Here is a 16,525-nt window from a genome sequence, read left to right as displayed (position 1 = left end):
GTAATCCGGAGACACCCCCGGTGTCCTCAACCCCTTTTGGTGGCCAGGCCCCGGCGCCTTTCCACCGGTTTTTGTTCATGGCATCCATCCTCGTGCTCAACGGCCCCAACCTGAACCTGCTCGGTACCCGGGAGCCCGGTCATTACGGCCGCACGACCCTGGCCGGCATCGAGGAGAACCTGCGGCGTTTGGCCGAGGTGCTCGGCCTGAGCATCAGCTTCCTGCAGAGCAATGCCGAGCATGAATTGATCGATGCCATTCACCAGGCCCCCAGCCAAGGCGTGACCTTTATCCTTTTCAATCCGGCGGCCTTTACCCACACCAGTGTCGCCCTGCGCGACGCCCTGGCGGCGGTGGCCATTCCCTTCATCGAGGTGCACCTGTCCAACGTCCACGCCCGCGAGCCCTTTCGGCGCCACTCCTATTTTTCGGACCTGGCGGCGGGTGTCATCAGCGGCCTGGGGGCCTTGGGCTACGAGTTAGCCCTGCGCGCCGCCGCTGACCGCTTGGCCAGGGACCACACTCAGAACTGACGCGACACCCCATGGATATCCGCAAAGTCAAAAAACTCATCGAACTCCTGGAACAATCCGATATCACCGAAATCGAGATCCGGGAGGGCGAGGAATCGGTGCGCATCAGCCGCGCCAACCCCACGGGCATGCCCCTCTACATGCCCGCGGCCCCCCTGCCGGCGTCGCCACCCCTCGCCCTGGCCCCGCCCGACTTAACCCAGGACCCTTCCTCGCCGGGCGCGGACATCCCCGAGGGCAACCTGGTGCGTTCACCCATGGTGGGCACCTTCTACCGCTCGCCCTCCCCCGGAAGCCGGTCCTTCGTCGAGGAAGGCAGCAGCGTCAAGGTCGGCGACACCCTCTGCATCATCGAGGCGATGAAGATCCTCAACCAAATTGAGTGCGAGAAGGCAGGTACCATCAAGCGGGTCCTGGTCGAGAATGGCCAACCCGTGGAATACAACGAACCCCTCTTCGTGATCGACTAAAATAATGCGCCCCGGCAGCGGGCCTACCCGCCCGATCGCCCAAGAGCGCCGGTTTCCACTTCATGCCCCCGACGAGCCGGGACCCAGCCGTCGCCACCAGTGCCCAGACGCGGATCAGATTGCCATGATCGAGAAGTTGCTCATCGCCAACCGAGGGGAAATCGCGCTGCGCGTCCTGCGCGCCTGCCGTGAACTCGGCATCAAGACCGTCGCCGTCCACTCGGAGGCCGACCGCGAACTCAAGCACGTACTGCTGGCGGACGAGACCGTCTGCATCGGCCCCGCACCATCGGCGGGCAGCTATCTGAACATCCCCGCCATCATCAGTGCCGCCGAGGTCACCGACACGGTCGCCATTCATCCTGGCTATGGGTTTTTGTCGGAGAACGCCGACTTCGCCGAGCGGGTGGAGAAGAGCGGCTTCATTTTCGTCGGCCCCCGGCCCGAGACCATCCGCCTCATGGGCGACAAAGTCTCCGCCATCCGCGCCATGCAGACCGCTGGCGTCCCCTGCGTCCCAGGCTCCGACGGCCCCCTGGACGAGGACAAGAAGCGCTCCCTCAAGCTGGCCCGCGAGATCGGCTACCCGGTCATCATCAAGGCCTCGGGCGGGGGTGGTGGGCGGGGCATGCGGGTCGTTCACGCCGAGGCCACCCTCCTCAACGCCATCGCCCTGACCCGGGCCGAGGCCATGGCTGCCTTTGGCAATCCCATGGTTTACATGGAGAAGTACCTGGAGAACCCCCGCCACGTCGAGTTTCAGCTCCTCGCCGACACTCAGGGCCACGCCATCCATCTGGGGGAACGCGACTGCTCCATGCAGCGCCGCCACCAGAAGGTGGTCGAGGAGGCCCCGGCCCCGGGGATCACGCCGGAGCAGCGCCACACCATCGGCGAACGCTGCGCCGAGGCCTGTCGCCGCATTGGCTACCGCGGTGCCGGCACCTTCGAATTTCTCTACGAGAATGGCGAATTCTATTTCATCGAGATGAACACCCGGGTTCAGGTCGAGCATCCGGTGACCGAGATGATCACGGGGGTGGATATCGTCAAGGAGCAGATCCTCATCGCCGCCGGGGAGAGGCTCCACTACACCCAGGACGACATCCAGATCCGCGGCCACGCCATCGAATGCCGCCTCAATGCCGAGCACCCTGATACCTTCATCCCCTGCCCCGGTCGCATCGAGGAATTCCACGCCCCCGGCGGACCCGGCATCCGCATGGAGACCCATATCTACAGCGGCTACTATGTCCCGCCCTACTATGACTCCATGATTGGCAAGCTGATTGCCCACGGCGAGGACCGTAATTCCGCCCTGGCGCGCATGAGCAATGCCCTGCGGGAGACCGTCATCGAGGGCATCCACACCAACCTGCCCCTCCAGCGCCGTATCCTCACCGACGCCGCCTTCCGCGCCGGCGGGGTCAATATCCACTATCTGGAAAAGAAGCTGGGGCTGTAGCGGTATCCCCATGCCCTGGCTACAAATCACCCTCGCTACCGACCGGGAGCACGCCACCCTCCTCGAGGCGGCCCTGGAGAACATCGGCGCCCTGGCCGTGACCCTGGGCGATGCGGGCGACGAACCCCAACTGGAGCCACCGCCCGGCGCCACGCCCCTCTGGGGCCAGGTCCTGGTGAACGCCCTCTTTGAACCCGACGCGGCGAGCCGCCAGGACGCCGAGGCCCTGGTCGCCTCCCTGACCGGGCACCTGGCCGCCCCACCCCGCTACGAGCGCATCGAGGACCAGGCCTGGGAACACACCTGGCGGGACGACTTCGCCCCCACCCGCTTCGGCGAGCGCCTGTGGGTCTGCCCACGCGGCGAACGGCCGGTGGATGAGCAGCCCGACCAGGTCATCGTGGAACTGGACCCGGGTCTCGCCTTTGGCACCGGCCACCATGCCACCACGGCCCTCTGCTTGAAATGGCTGGATGGCGCCGCTCTGACCGGGACCCGCCTGATCGACTATGGCTGTGGTTCGGGGATTCTCGCCATCGCCGCTCTCAAGCTGGGCGCGGCCCAGGCCCTGGCCGTGGACCATGACCCCCAGGCCCTGGAGGCAACCCAAGCGAATGCCAGCGAGAACGGCGTCGCCGACCGGCTGCGGTGCCTGGCGGCCGAGGATATGCCCCCGGGCTTGCCGGAGGAGAGGGCCGACTATCTGGTGGCCAACATCCTCGCCGGTCCCCTGATCGAACTGGCGCCCCGGCTCGCAGCCCTGGTACACCCCGGCGGTGCCCTGGCACTGTCGGGCCTGCTGTTCGATCAGGTCGGGTCCGTCACCGCCGCCTACGCCCCCTGGTTTGACCTGGAACCGCCCGAGATTCAGGAGGACTGGGTCCTGCTCGCCGGCCGCCGCCGGGAGCTGGCCCCGGCGTCCTGATGGACCCCGCCGACCTACTGGCCGGGGGCCAAACCGCCGTCCCGACCCAGCCAATGCCCCTGCGTATCGGCCCCATCACCCTGGCCAATAACCTCATCCTCGCCCCCATGGCCGGGGTGACGGACCGCCCCTTCCGGGAACTCTGCCGCGACTTGGGGGCCGGGCTGGCCGTCTCCGAGATGGTCTCCGCCGATACCAGCCTCTGGGGCCATCGCAAGAGCCTCCGGCGCCTGGATCACCGGGGCGAGACCGGCCCCATCGCGGCCCAGATCCTGGGCAACGAACCGGCGCTCATGGCCGAGGCCGCCCGCATCAATCTCGATCTCGGCGCCGATATCATCGACATCAACATGGGCTGCCCGGCCAAGCAGGTGTGCCGCAGGGCCGCCGGTTCCGCCCTGCTCCGGGACGAGCGCCTGGTGGGTCGCATCCTGGCGGCCGTGGTCGCCGCCGTGCCCGCCCCCGTCACCCTCAAGATCCGCACGGGCTGGTCACCGGAGGAGCGCAATGCCCTAACCATCGCCCGCATCGCCTGGGAGAGCGGCATCGCCGCCCTGGCCGTGCATGGCCGCACCCGCACCTGCGGCTTTGCCGGCCAGGCGGAATTCGAGACCCTGCGCGCCATCCGGCGGGCAGTACCCATCCCCCTCATTGCGAATGGGGATATCGACTCCCCCGAGCGGGCCCGTTTCGTGCTGGATTTCACGGGCGCCGATGCTATCATGATCGGACGGGCGGCCCAGGGCCGCCCCTGGATTTTCCGGGAGATTGCCCACCACCTGGCGACGGGCACCCACTTACCCAGCCCCTCGCCGGACTGGATCCGGGCCACCTTAATCGCGCATCTGCATGCCCTCCATAGCTTTTATGGCGACAGGGCCGGCAGTTGTATTGCCCGCAAACACGTGGGTTGGTACACCCGAGCCCGGCGCGATGCCAGTGGATTCCGGTCGGAATTTAATCGGGTCAATACCTTGCAAGAACAACAAATCCTGATCGAGGCCTACTTCGATGAGGACAAGCAAAGGGGGTATCATGCGGCATGAACAGCCTGTTGGCACAACACTCCTGTGTGAGCCTGGACGCCTTTCCCGTCCAGCGGATCGATCGTTCCGAGCCCCTGTGCGACTGTGTGCGCAGCGCCGTGCGCTTTTACCTGCACCACATCGGTGACCAGCCGCCCGGTGACCTGCAAAACCTGGTCCTGCGCGAGATCGAGCGCCCCCTGATCGAGGAGGTGCTGGACTTCACCCAGGGCAACCAGAGCCGCGCCTGCGCCGTGTTGGGCATGAGCCGCACCACCCTGCGCAAAAAGCTCGCCTATTTTCAGAACGGCGCTGGCGCCTAGACTCGCCAGGACCGATCGGCACCGATGGCCTGGCGTTTTTTGATGGTCATAGCCCCCGATTCCAAGGCTTCCCACCTCTTCCGAACAGGGCCCGGACCCTTGACCCATCGCTCATTTAACCCCGTGCGCCGCCCCTCGCCGGCGCCTAACCTCTTTTGACTCCTACTGGAGCGGACCCAGATGCAACCCATTCGCCGCGCCCTCATAAGCGTTTCCGACAAGACCGGTCTGGTCGATTTCGCCCGCGCCCTGGCGGCCCGCGGGATCGAGATCCTGTCCACCGGCGGCACCGCCAGCCTGCTGACGGAACAGGAGATACCGGTCATCGAGGTCTCCGACTACACCGGCTTCCCGGAGATGATGGCGGGCCGGGTCAAGACCCTCCACCCCCTCGTCCATGGCGGCATCCTGGGTCGCCGCGGCCTTGACGACCAGGTCATGCGGGATAACGGTATCCAGCCCATCGACCTGGTAGTCGTCAACCTCTACCCCTTCGAGCAGACCGTGGCCAAACCCGGCTGCGACTTGGCAACCGCCATCGAGAACATCGACATCGGCGGACCGACGCTGCTGCGCGCCGCCGCCAAGAACCACGCCGCCGTAACCGTGGTGGTCAATGCCGCGGACTACGACCGAGTCCTGACGGAAATGGCCGAGCAGGGCGGCGCCGTCACCGACGCCACCCGCTTCGACCTGGCGGTCAAGGTCTTCGAGCACACGGCCCGCTACGACGGCGCCATCGCCAACTATCTGGGCCGGCGACTGGAAGCTGGCGAACCCCTGCCCTACCCCCGCACCCTGAGCCTGCAGTTCCAGCGCAAGCAGGCCATGCGTTACGGTGAAAACCCCCATCAGGGCGCCGCCTTCTTCACCGAGGCCGGCTTCGCTGCCACCAGCGTCGCCACCGCGACCCAGATCCAGGGCAAGGAACTCTCATATAACAATATCGCCGACACCGACGCGGCCCTGGAGTGCGTCAAGCAGTTCGACGAGAGTCCGGCCTGCGTCATCGTCAAGCATGCCAATCCCTGTGGCGTCGCCTTGGGCGAAAATCTAATGGCCGCCTACGAACGCGCCTTTGCCACGGACCCGGAATCCGCCTTCGGTGGCATCATCGCCGTCAACGGCGAACTGGACGAGGCGACCGCCAGTGCCATCGCCGCGCGCCAGTTTGTCGAGGTCATCATAGCTCCGAGCGTCTCAGCGGAGGCCCGTGCCGTCCTGGCCGCCAAGAAGAACGTGCGCGTCCTGGCCTGCCGGCCCTGGATGGGCGAGGCCAGCCCGCGCCTGGACTTCAAGCGGGTCCACGGTGGCCTCCTGGTCCAGGATGCGGACCTGGATCTCTATGCGGGCCTGACCACCGTCACCCAGCGCGCGCCCAGCGAGCAGGAGCTGACGGACCTCCTCTTTACCTGGCGCGTGGCCAAGTTCGTCAAGTCAAACGCCATCGTCTATGGCCGCGATGGCATGACCATCGGCGTCGGCGCCGGCCAGATGAGCCGCGTCAACTCGGCCCGCATCGCCGTCATCAAGGCGGAACAGGCGGGGCTCGTGGTCAGGGGCGCGGTCATGGCCTCCGACGCCTTTTTCCCCTTCCGGGACGGTATCGACCAGGCGGCGGCGGCGGGTATCACCGCCGTTATCCAGCCCGGCGGCTCCCTGCGGGACGAGGAGACCATAGCCGCCGCCAACGAGCACGGCATGGCCATGGTCTTCACGGGCATGCGGCACTTCCGGCATTGAGTATCCACCCTACCGCCATCCTGGAGGATGGAGCCGAGGTTCATGAAACCGCCCACATTGGCCCCTTCTCCATCATCGAGGCCGGGGCCGTCGTCGGCCCGGACTGTGTCATCGAGAGTCATGCGCGGATTTATGGCGGCACCCGCCTTGGCCAGGGCAACCACGTCTGCCATGGCGCCTCCCTGGGCTCGGCCGCCCAGGATCTGGGCTACCATCCCGATAAAGCCAAGCCTTTGACCATCGGGAACTTCAATCATTTTCACGAGTGCGTGAACGTCAGCCAGGGCATCAAGACCGATCATGGCACCCGTATCGGCCATCACAACTATTTCATGGCCTTTTGCCATCTGGGCCATGACTCCCTGGTCGGCGACCACAACATCCTCGTCAACGCGGCGAGCATCGCCGGACATGTAGAGTTGGATCATCATGTCTTTCTCTCGGGGAATGTGGCGGTCCACCAGTTCTGCCGCATCGGCGCCTACGCCATGGTCGCCGGGGTCAGCGGCGTGGCCCAGGACGTGCCGCCCTTCGTCACCGCCGACGGCCACCGCGCCCGCATCGTCGGGCTCAACGCGGTGGGGCTGAGGCGCAACGGCTTCACCCAGGTCCAGCGCAGCCTCATCAAGGCGGTTTATCGCCTCCTCTTCCGCTCGGGCCTGCCCTTGAAGGAGGCCCTGGCGCGGGCGGAGGGCGATTATCCGGCCCCCGAGACCGATCAGATCCTGGCCTTCATCCGCGCCAGCCAGAGAGGCGTCGTCACCTTCGCCTGAGCGCCATCGCCCTCGCCGCCAGGGCGCTGGCGGTCATCCGCACGGGAGTCCCTGTCATGAATATCCTCATCATCGGCGGCGGTGGCCGCGAACATGCCCTGGCCTGGAAGGCGGCCCAGTCGCCCCGGGTCGGGACGGTCTTCGTTGCCCCCGGCAATGGCGGTACCGCCCAGGAACCGGGCGTCCAGAACCTCAACATCGCCGCCGACGACCTGGATACCCTGGTCGCCTTCGCCAGCGCCCAAGCCATCGGCCTCACTATCGTCGGTCCCGAGGCCCCCTTGGTGGCGGGCTTGGTGGACCGCTTCCAGGCGGCGGGACTGCCCTGCTTCGGCCCCACCCAGGGGGCGGCGCAACTGGAGGGCTCCAAGTCCTTCACCAAGGACTTTCTCCAGCGTCAGGGTATCCCCACCGCGGCCTACGGCAGTTTCAGCGAGCTCGAACCCGCCCTGGCCTACCTGCGCCAGGTCGGCGCCCCCATCGTCGTCAAGGCCGATGGGCTCGCCGCGGGCAAGGGCGTCATCCTGGCGCAGGACCTCGCCACCGCCGAGGCGGCCGTCCGCGACATGCTGGCCGGTGGCCGCTTTGGCAGCGCCGGCAACCGGGTCGTCATCGAGGAATTCCTGGAGGGCGAGGAGGTCAGCTTCATCGCCATGGTCAGCCAGGGCCAGATCCTGCCCATGGCCAGCTCCCAGGACCACAAGGCCCGGGACGACGGCGACCAGGGCCCCAACACGGGCGGCATGGGGGCCTATTCCCCGGCCCCGGTGGTCACCCCCGCCTTGCACGAGCGCATCATGGCCGAGGTGATGTATCCAACCGTGGCGGGCATGGCGGCGGAGGGGCTACCCTATAGCGGCTTCCTCTACGCCGGCCTCATGATTGCCGCCGACGGCACCCCCAAAGTACTGGAATACAACTGCCGTTTCGGGGATCCAGAGACCCAGCCCATCCTGATGCGGCTAAAATCCGACCTGGTCGAGCTTTGTCTCGCCGCCCTGGCCGGACGACTGGATGAGATGCGAGCGGATTGGGATCCCCGGGCGGCCCTGGGTGTGGTCATGGCCGCGGGCGGCTATCCGGATGCCTACGAAAAAGGCCGGGTGATCAGCGGGCTAGAAGCCGCGGCTCAGGTGCCGGACACCAAGGTCTTCCATGCCGGGACCACGCGCCGGGGCGACGAGACGGTCACCAGCGGTGGCCGCATCCTCTGCGTCACCGCCCTAGGCGAGACCGTTAGCCAGGCCCAGGCCCGCGCCTATCAAGCCCTTGACCAGATCCATTGGCAAGATGCCTATTGTCGGCGTGACATCGGCCACCGGGCCATAGCGCGCGAACGGGGATAAGGGGCCTCATGCCCGGAAACGGCGACCTGTGACAGCAGGGCGCAACATGGCCTCAGCGGGGAAGGTCGACTTCCGCCAAGGGCTCACATGAGAAAGGTGGCTGGTGCGGTCTCCCCCGACAAGGAACGCTCGGCCTGGGCGCACAGATCCGCGATGAGATGGGTGAGCCAAACCCAAAAGGCCGGGTTGCCGACCGTCTCGACGACCCGGTTCGGGGGTAAAAAGCGGCTGATCTCCAAGCTGAACCCCTTGCGAAGGTCCTCGTCCTGCAACAACTGCCGCTTACGCTCGACCAGTCGCTGTTGAAACTCGCTCAGGGTCCAACGGTGATCGGCGATCTTGACGGGGATGAGCCCCAGGGGTGGCTGGATTCCCTGTTGCACCAGCCAGCCGATATCCCACAGGTCCCGATACTTTAGCCGATTCGGCCGGAGGGCCAGGGCCAAGAGCTTGTCGGCCAGGATCTCCTCACGACTCTCGGCCTGAAGGATGAGCCCGCCGGTCCCCAGGTCCACGCCATAGGGATTGCGCAGGAGCAGAGGGCGGGGATCGTGACTGGGCACGGCGCGAATATCGATATTGATGCGCTGGGCGGGCAAGTCGCGGCGCTCGGGGCGGGTGATCACCCGCATTTTCCAGGTATCCACCAGGCCTGCCTCGCGCAAGGGTTCGCTCACGCTCACCGCCAGGCCATATTTCGCGGCTAATCGTTCAACGAGCAGGGGACCCAGACCGCCGAGGGTTGCCCGGTCAAAGTCCACTCCGCCGGTGAAATCCAGATCCTCGCTGAGGCGATGGGAGCCATAACAAGCCCGCAGACAGGTGCCGCCGATGAAGGTGAGCCTGTGGAGCAGACCGGCTTCGGCCAACTCCCGCAGGATGTCATGATGGAGCAGTTCCTTTTCCACCACGGGCCGCAGCGGTGCCAGATCGGTTTGTGCCCGCAGCGCCTCGTCCACCAGACGATCAAAGAGCGTCATCGGCCACCTCATCCTTCACCAGATCCAGATCGCGTCGTGCCGCCTTCATGTCCCGCAGGGCCAGGGCGACGGAGGCGCGCCAGAGATGGCAACGCGGGTCATAGACCAGTTGATCGGCCAACTCGTCGGGACCTTTCTTGGTATGGACGAATTCGAGGGTCCCATAGCGGCCACAGGAGAGGGTCGTGCTGCGCCCGGAGGACATGAGGGTGACCCGGTTCATCGGGATCTGCGAGATCAGGCCCGCGTCGCTGAGGGCGGACTCCAGGCTGATGTAATTGAACGCCCCGGCGCGCAGGCGAGCGGCGGCTTGGTAGAGCAGCAGGCCATCATCCTGACCGGCGGCGGGGTAGCGATAGAGGCCACGGCATAAACGCTTGAGCAGCCCTTCCTTTTCCGCGCGCGTCACCACCGCCCGAAAGGCCCCGGCGGTATGCTCGGGCAAGGCGGCCCGCAGGTCGGTCAGCGAAAACAGGGCCTGCCCAGGGTCTGTGAGGCTCATGAGCACACGGCTCAACTGCTTGATCGGCTGCATGGACGCTCCGGTCGTCGGAATGTTACACAAAGCGTAACAAAACGCTGACTTTAAGTCATACAGCCTCGCGGGTTACAACATCCACCGCCTCGCAGAGGGTCTTTCGAACCCATCGTCGGAGCAACTATTGCGTCTGGTGTGGGCACGAGGTCTGACACGCGTAGCTCAAATGGCAGCCGCTGTGCGGAGATGATGGCCGTATCATATAGGTTTGGGGCATCGCCAAATTTCGGACGGTCAAGCCACGAGCGCGTTAGGACGTGGCTCCAGGAAGCCTACCCGCGTCGGGATGGAAATATTGATGAGATCGACAGACTGGCGATTGATTTTTCGCCTGGGTCTTCTGGCCTACCTGGCCATCATTTCCTTTCTGGCCTTTGCCCCGCTGGCATCGGCCCCCGGGACGGGTCATGACAAGATCAACCATATCATGGCCTTCTTCGTCCTCGCCGGGCTCGCGGACCGTGCCTATCCGGGTCCATCCCCCGGTCGCGGTTGGCGCAAGTGGGTAAGCGTCCTGTCTTTCGGCCTCTTCATCGAGGCCGTCCAGTATTTTCTGCCCTATCGCGAATTTTCCTTATGGGACCTGGGGGCGGATGGCATCGGCATCCTGCTTTATGTGGCTGGGGCACGGCTGGCAATCTCGGCTAGCCGGGGCAGGACCCGCCCCTGAATCAGGTCCGCCAGGCCCCGCAGGGGTGTATAGGCCGGGGCCACCTCCAGGATATAGCCCAGGGTGCGGGGGATGTCCGCGAGATAACCGGGTTTACCATCCCGATTATTCAGCCGAGCGAAGATGCCGCTGGCCTTGAGGTGGCGCTGAACGCCCATCAAGTCAAACCAGCGCAGAAAGTCGGCCTCCTGTTCCTGGCGCAGGATGCCGGACTGGACCGCCAGGCCGAAATAACCCCAGGCCCACTCCTCGACCCGTGCGCGGGGCCAGGCGATGTAGCAATCCCGCAGTAGAGAGACTAGATCGTAGGTCACAGGGCCTGCGACTGCATCCTGAAAATCCAGGATGCCCGGCGAGGGCGAGGCCGTGATCATGAGATTGCGGGAGTGGAAATCGCGATGGACGCAGACCCGGGGTTGCTCCAGGGCGCTGGCGGCGAGGAAGGCCAGGGCTACCTCGAGATCGGCCTCTTCCTGGACGGTGAGGGCCAGACCCAGATACCGTTCCACCAGCCAATCCCTGAAGAGAGCCATCTCCCGGCGCAGGAAGGCGTCATCATACTGGGGCAGCCCCACCGTGGTAGCACAGGCCTGGATAATGGCCAGGGCGCCTAGGGCATCACCATAAAGCCGATCGACGCGTTCGCCATCCAGGTGGTCCAGATAGAGGCGGCTGCCAAAGTCCTCCAGCAGCAGGAAGCCCTGTTGGGAGTTCTCCCAATAGATCTCCGGCGTCCGGAGACCCAGGTCGCGCCAGGCGCGGGACAGGCGCACGAAGCGGCCCGTGTCCTCCTGGCCCGGCGGGGCATCCATGGCGATATAGCTGGTACCCTCATGGCCCAGGCGCCAATAACGCCGGAAGCTGGCGTCGCCGGAGGCTGGTGCCAAGACGACTTCATCGCGGTCCAGGACCGACCTCAACCAATTCTCCAACAGGGCGCGCCGTTCCGGCATGGCCATCTCCAGGCAAGGGGTTAGGCAGGTATTTTGCGGCAAGCCCGCCACCGCGGCCAAACAAGAATTCCCGCCTTGGTGATGAAGCCGTTAGAATGGGTCCTCGAATTCCATCCTCGCGGATGCCCGCTGCCAACGGCCAGTGACACCTAACGCCACGACCAAGCCCCTCCCCCGCCTTCGTCTTGCCACCCTCTGCTGCCTGATGTTGGCAGTGATGTCGGTATTGGCCGAGGACGGAGACCCCCTGGAGGCCGGACTCGACTGGGACTATTGCGGTCTGCGCCCCGCGCGGCTCGGGCCCGCCACCCTGCCCCCGCCCCCCGGGAACGAGGAACCCGTCTCCATCGAGGCAGATGACCTGGGATACGACCGCAACAGCCAACTCCTCAAGCTGGAAGGCAATATCGACCTGCAACAAGGGAGCCGCCAGATCCGGGCCCAGGCCATGAGCTACGGCGTCGGGACGGAGGAAGTCACGGCCGAGGGTGACCTCTTCCTGGCCCAGCCCGGGGTGCGCATCCTGGGCAATCGTGGGACCCTCAATCTCAAGACCAATCAGGGCCAGATCACCCAGCCCCGCTACCGCTTCGCCGGCCCCCTGAATGCCCGGGGCGACGCCCAGAGCGCGCAATTGCTGGAACAGGGCAAGACCCATTACGAGGACATCGTCTTCACCTCCTGCCCCCCGGGCCGGCGCGACTGGGATCTGGCGGCATCGCGGTTGGATATCGATCAGGTCGAGGGCCGGGGCGTCGCGCGGGACGCCAAGCTACGGGTGATGGGCGTGCCCGTGCTGTATTCCCCCTACCTCTCCTTCCCAATCGACGACCGGCGCAAGAGCGGCTTTCTCACCCCCATCATCGGCAACTCCAGCAGTTCGGGTATCCAGGTCGTCACCCCCTATTACTTCAATATCGCGCCCAACATGGACGCGACCCTGACACCCACCTACATGAGCAAACGCGGCTTGCTGCTTGGGGGGGAATTCCGCTACCTCTCGCCCATCCAGTCCCTTGATTTCTATGCCGAGGGTATCGCCAGCGACCAGGAATACAATAACGAGGCACGGGGCGCCCTGCGCATCATCCATCAGGGCAACTATGGCCCGGGCTGGACCTCCTCGCTGCGCTTTCAGGATGTCACGGACAAGCAGTACCTGGAGGATTTCGGCAACAGCCTGGAGCTGACCAGCCTGCGCAACATTGAACGCCGGGGCGATCTCAACTACCAGGGTCAGGGCTGGAACGCCCGGCTGATGGTCCAGCAGTTTCAGAACGTCGATATCACCATCCCGCCCAGTGAATATCCCTACGCCCGGCTACCCCAACTGGAATTGAACCTGGCGCCCTGGCGCCATGATTCGGGTCTCGAACTCAAACTCCCCAGCCAATACAACTACTTTGACCATGACATCAAGGTTCATGGCGGCCGCGCCACCCTCCAGCCCAGCATCGCCTGGCCGGTGCGCCGCACCTACGGCCACCTGATCCCGCGCCTGAACTTCTGGGGCGGTGCCTATGGCCTCCAGAATACCGGGATCGGCGACCCCAGCGATCCCTCCTACGCCATCCCCAGTTTCAACCTCGACGGCCAACTCGTCTTCGAGCGCCAGACGAGTTGGCTGGGCCAGTCGGTCCTGCAGACCCTGGAGCCACGGGCCTTTTACCTCTACACCCCCTACAAGGATCAGACCGACATCCCGGTCTTCGATACCACGGACATGAGCTTCAGCTATGGCACCCTCTTTCTGCCCAACCGCTTCGCCGGCTATGACCGCGTGGGTGACGCCAACCAGCTCACCCTGGGCCTGAGTACCCGTCTCCTTCAGACCAACACCGGGCGAGAACTGCTACGCGCCAGCCTCGGCAAGCCGGTCTATTTCGAGAACCCCCGGGTCTGGCTCTCGGACATCCCCGAGGAGCGTCAGCAGGCCACCGCCCTGGTCGGCGAGGTCGCGGCACGCCTGATGCGGGATCTCACCGGCCGCACCACCCTGCGCTGGGACCCCCAACCGGATGACGAGGAGGATGCGCTCGAAACGCTCATCGTCGAACTCCGCTACCAATCCCCGGAAAAGCACCTGCTCAATCTCGCCTATCGCTACGATGTCGGTGAGACGGAGGCTACCCGTTACCGGGATCTGGATTTATCGGCGAGCTGGCCCATCAATCCCCAGTTGAAACTCGTCGGACGCTGGTATTATTCCCTGTATAACGAAAAGGTGAACGAGACCTTCGCCGGCGTTTCCTACGGCAAGTGCTGCTGGAGAGTCAACGTGCTGGGCCGTCACATCAACAATCAGCCGGGCACCGATGGCGAGACCAGCGTCATGCTCCAGTTGGAGCTAGCCGGACTAGCCAAATTCGGCGACAAAATCGACCAATTTCTGGAGCGTGGTATCTATGGCTACACCGAGGAATAAGGGGGGCGTAAGCCTCTGGAAGGCCTGGCGTTGGCCGGCTCTGGCGGGCGCGCCCCTGCTCCTGTTGTCCCTTGTGATCGCCCCCCCCCTCGCCCAGGCGGCCAGCCTCGAGGAATTGGATTCCATCGTCGCCGTGGTCAACAAGGACGTCATCGTGCGCAGCGAACTGGAACGGGAGATCGTCCTGGCCCTGCCCGAAATGCGCGAAAAGGGGGCGGAGATGCCCGCCCGCGCCGAACTGGAGCACAAGGTCCTGGAGCGCATGATCGAGAAGCGCCTGCAAATGCAGGAGGCCCAGCGAGTCGGCATCAAGGTCGAGGATGGGGCCCTCACCCAGGCCATGGAGGGCATCGCCCAGCGTAACAATCTGACGCTTGAGGAGTTGCAGACCGCCCTGGGGGCCAGCGGCATCCGCTTCGAGGACTTCCGCGAGGACACCCGCTCCCAGATGATCATGAGCCAACTGCAGGCCCGGGAGGTCATCAAGAACATCACCGTCACCGAACCCGAGATCAAGCGCTTCCTCGCCCGCGAGTCGGACAGCCTGATCGAACGGACGGATGTCCGCCTCTCCCACATCCTGGTGGCCGTGCCGGAGACGGCGAGTGGCGAGGAACAGGAGCAGGCGAAGAAGAAGGCCCAGGCGATTGTCGCCAAGCTCCGGGCCGGGGCGGATTTTGGCCAGGTGGCCCGCGCCGAATCCCAAGGCCAGCAGACCCAGGAGGGTGGCGACCTCGGCTGGTTCGCCATGGCCGATGTCCCCTCGCTGGCCCAGGAGGTGTCCCGGAGCCTGGCCAAGGGCGAGGTCAGCAACCCCCTGCGTAGCCCCAGCGGCTTCCATATCATCCAGGTCAGCGACATCAAGGGCAGTGGCCCGGCGGTCATCAGCCAGACCAAGGCGCGTCACATCCTCATCCGCACCAACGAGGTGGTGTCCGACGACGATGCCCGCATCCGCCTGGAGCAACTGCGCATGCGCCTGGTGGGCGGGGATGACTTCGCCAACCTGGCCCGCGCCAACTCGGACGACACCGGGTCGGCCCTCAAGGGCGGCGACCTTGGCTGGTTGAGCCCCGGCGACACCGTCCCCCAATTCGAGGCCACCATGAACGAACTCGCCCCCAACCAGATCAGCCAGCCCTTCAAGTCCAGCTTTGGCTGGCACATCGTCCAGGTCAACGAGCGCCGCAGCCAGGACACCACCGAGGAGTTGATGCAGCTCAAGGCCAAGCAGAAGCTGCGGGAACGTAAGGCGGACGAGGCCGTCAAGCAATGGCTGCGCAAGCTGCGCGACGAGGCCTACATCGAGGATCGTCTCGCCAAGGCGGCGGAACAGGGTTAGGGCTTGGCTAACCCCACCCTTCCCAGGATCGTCATCACGCCGGGCGAGCCCGCTGGCATAGGACCTGAACTCTGCGCCCAGGTAGCCCAGGCGGACTTTCCCGCCCAATGGGTCGTCATTGCCGATCCCGACCTGCTGCGGGACCGCGCCCAGCGACTGGGCCTGGGTCTGGAGCTGGTCCTTTACGATCCAAGCGCCCCCCGCCTGCCCCAGCGGGCCGGGATCCTTCAGATGCTACCCCTGGCCTTGCGCCACCACAGCCAGCCCGGCCGCCTTGATACCGCCAACGCGACCTATATCCTGGACTGCCTGGAGCGTGCCTGCGACGGCTGCCTGACCGGCGAATTCGATGCCCTGGTCACGGGCCCGGTGCACAAGGGTGTCATCAATGACGCCGGCTTTCCCTTCAGCGGTCACACGGAGTTCCTGGCGGCACGCTGTGGGGCCGATCCGGTGATGATGCTGGCGGCGCCGGGCCTGAGAGTCGCCCTGGCTACCACCCATCTGCCCCTGCGCCAGATCGCGGATCACATCACCCCGGAGGGACTGGAGCGGGTTATCCGCATTCTGGACCGCGATCTGCGCCAACGCTTCGGCATCGCCCGGCCGCGCCTGCTGGTCTGTGGCCTCAACCCTCACGCCGGGGAGGGCGGCCACCTGGGCCGGGAGGAGATCGAGATCATAGCCCCCCTGCTCGCGCGACTCAGGGCCGAGGGCCTGGACCTGGTCGGTCCCCTGGCCGCCGATACCGCCTTTGTGCCGGACCACCTGGCCCAGGCCGATGCCGTCCTGGCCATGTACCACGACCAGGGCCTGCCCGTCCTCAAACATTTGGGATTCGGCTGCGCCGTGAATGTCACCCTGGGCCTGCCGATCGTGCGCGTCTCCGTCGATCACGGCACGGCCCTGGACCTGGCTGGCACGGGTCGAGCCGACCCGGGCAGCCTGCAGGCCGCCCTCAAGACGGCCCTAGAGATGGTGATCCGGGGGCTATCCCTTACTTAAGCCCCGGTC

Annotated in this window: 16 protein-coding genes; 13 read left to right on the top strand and 3 right to left on the bottom strand. The window is 65.4% G+C overall.

Annotation, left to right across the window (positions count from 1 at the left end; all coding sequences use genetic code 11):
• Window positions 1-77 precede the first annotated feature (77 nt).
• The 9 genes from aroQ to purD all read left to right on the top strand — a co-directional run bounded on the left by aroQ (window position 78) and on the right by purD (window position 8,603).
• A complete protein-coding gene (aroQ, locus tag IPN92_11240) occupies window positions 78-533 on the top strand; it encodes a type II 3-dehydroquinate dehydratase (protein ID MBK8638817.1) in 456 nt (151 codons plus the stop codon).
• 11 nt (window positions 534-544) lie between these two features.
• Complete coding sequence (locus tag IPN92_11235; GenBank protein ID MBK8638816.1) at window positions 545-1,003, top strand: acetyl-CoA carboxylase biotin carboxyl carrier protein; 459 nt, start codon at window positions 545-547, stop codon at window positions 1,001-1,003.
• A 124-nt stretch (window positions 1,004-1,127) separates the two neighbouring features.
• Window positions 1,128-2,468 carry an acetyl-CoA carboxylase biotin carboxylase subunit gene (accC, locus tag IPN92_11230; protein ID MBK8638815.1) on the top strand — a complete coding sequence of 447 codons (1,341 nt, stop codon included), beginning with the start codon at window positions 1,128-1,130 and terminating at the stop codon, window positions 2,466-2,468.
• 10 nt (window positions 2,469-2,478) lie between these two features.
• Window positions 2,479-3,393 (top strand): 50S ribosomal protein L11 methyltransferase, encoded by a 915-nt coding sequence (gene prmA, locus IPN92_11225; protein MBK8638814.1) that lies wholly within the window; start codon window positions 2,479-2,481, stop codon window positions 3,391-3,393.
• Window positions 3,394-3,446: 53 nt separating this feature from the next.
• Window positions 3,447-4,439 (top strand): tRNA dihydrouridine synthase DusB, encoded by a 993-nt coding sequence (gene dusB / locus IPN92_11220; protein MBK8638813.1) that lies wholly within the window; start codon window positions 3,447-3,449, stop codon window positions 4,437-4,439.
• Entirely contained in the window at window positions 4,436-4,741 is a 306-nt protein-coding gene (locus tag IPN92_11215; protein MBK8638812.1) for a Fis family transcriptional regulator, read from the top strand. The genes dusB and IPN92_11215 overlap by 4 nt, the downstream gene beginning before the upstream one ends.
• 180 nt (window positions 4,742-4,921) lie before the next feature.
• Entirely contained in the window at window positions 4,922-6,484 is a 1,563-nt protein-coding gene (gene purH / locus IPN92_11210; GenBank protein MBK8638811.1) for a bifunctional phosphoribosylaminoimidazolecarboxamide formyltransferase/IMP cyclohydrolase, read from the top strand.
• Complete coding sequence (gene lpxA, locus IPN92_11205) at window positions 6,481-7,257, top strand: acyl-ACP--UDP-N-acetylglucosamine O-acyltransferase (GenBank protein ID MBK8638810.1); 777 nt, start codon at window positions 6,481-6,483, stop codon at window positions 7,255-7,257. Before purH ends, lpxA begins: the two co-directional genes overlap by 4 nt.
• Window positions 7,258-7,313: 56 nt before the next feature.
• Entirely contained in the window at window positions 7,314-8,603 is a 1,290-nt protein-coding gene (gene purD / locus IPN92_11200; protein MBK8638809.1) for a phosphoribosylamine--glycine ligase, read from the top strand.
• An 83-nt stretch (window positions 8,604-8,686) separates the two neighbouring features.
• Here purD and IPN92_11195 read toward each other — a convergent pair whose 3' ends face one another.
• On the bottom strand, window positions 8,687-9,583 hold the full coding sequence (locus IPN92_11195; protein ID MBK8638808.1) for a nucleotidyl transferase AbiEii/AbiGii toxin family protein: 897 nt from the start codon (window positions 9,581-9,583) through the stop codon (window positions 8,687-8,689).
• A complete protein-coding gene (locus tag IPN92_11190) occupies window positions 9,570-10,118 on the bottom strand; it encodes a hypothetical protein (GenBank protein MBK8638807.1) in 549 nt (182 codons plus the stop codon). The genes IPN92_11195 and IPN92_11190 overlap by 14 nt, the downstream gene beginning before the upstream one ends.
• A 301-nt stretch (window positions 10,119-10,419) precedes the next feature.
• On the opposite strand from IPN92_11190, the gene vanZ reads away from it, so the two are divergent.
• Window positions 10,420-10,791, top strand: coding sequence for a VanZ family protein (gene vanZ, locus IPN92_11185; protein MBK8638806.1), 372 nt, complete (start codon window positions 10,420-10,422; stop codon window positions 10,789-10,791).
• Here vanZ and IPN92_11180 read toward each other — a convergent pair.
• Complete coding sequence (locus IPN92_11180; protein MBK8638805.1) at window positions 10,734-11,744, bottom strand: phosphotransferase; 1,011 nt, start codon at window positions 11,742-11,744, stop codon at window positions 10,734-10,736. The genes vanZ and IPN92_11180 overlap by 58 nt on opposite strands.
• 217 nt (window positions 11,745-11,961) lie before the next feature.
• Here IPN92_11180 and lptD point away from each other — a divergent pair, with 217 nt between their 5' ends.
• The 3 genes from lptD to pdxA are packed head-to-tail and all read left to right on the top strand — an operon-like array spanning window position 11,962 to window position 16,516.
• Window positions 11,962-14,169 (top strand): LPS assembly protein LptD, encoded by a 2,208-nt coding sequence (gene lptD / locus IPN92_11175; protein ID MBK8638804.1) that lies wholly within the window; start codon window positions 11,962-11,964, stop codon window positions 14,167-14,169.
• Window positions 14,150-15,511 (top strand): peptidylprolyl isomerase, encoded by a 1,362-nt coding sequence (locus tag IPN92_11170; GenBank protein MBK8638803.1) that lies wholly within the window; start codon window positions 14,150-14,152, stop codon window positions 15,509-15,511. Before lptD ends, IPN92_11170 begins: the two co-directional genes overlap by 20 nt.
• 3 nt (window positions 15,512-15,514) lie before the next feature.
• Complete coding sequence (gene pdxA, locus IPN92_11165; GenBank protein MBK8638802.1) at window positions 15,515-16,516, top strand: 4-hydroxythreonine-4-phosphate dehydrogenase PdxA; 1,002 nt, start codon at window positions 15,515-15,517, stop codon at window positions 16,514-16,516.
• Window positions 16,517-16,525 lie beyond the last annotated feature (9 nt).

It is taken from the genome of Chromatiaceae bacterium, assembly GCA_016714645.1.
Lineage (GTDB): Bacteria > Pseudomonadota > Gammaproteobacteria > Chromatiales > Chromatiaceae > M0108.
This window is presented reverse-complemented; position numbering and strand designations above follow the sequence as displayed.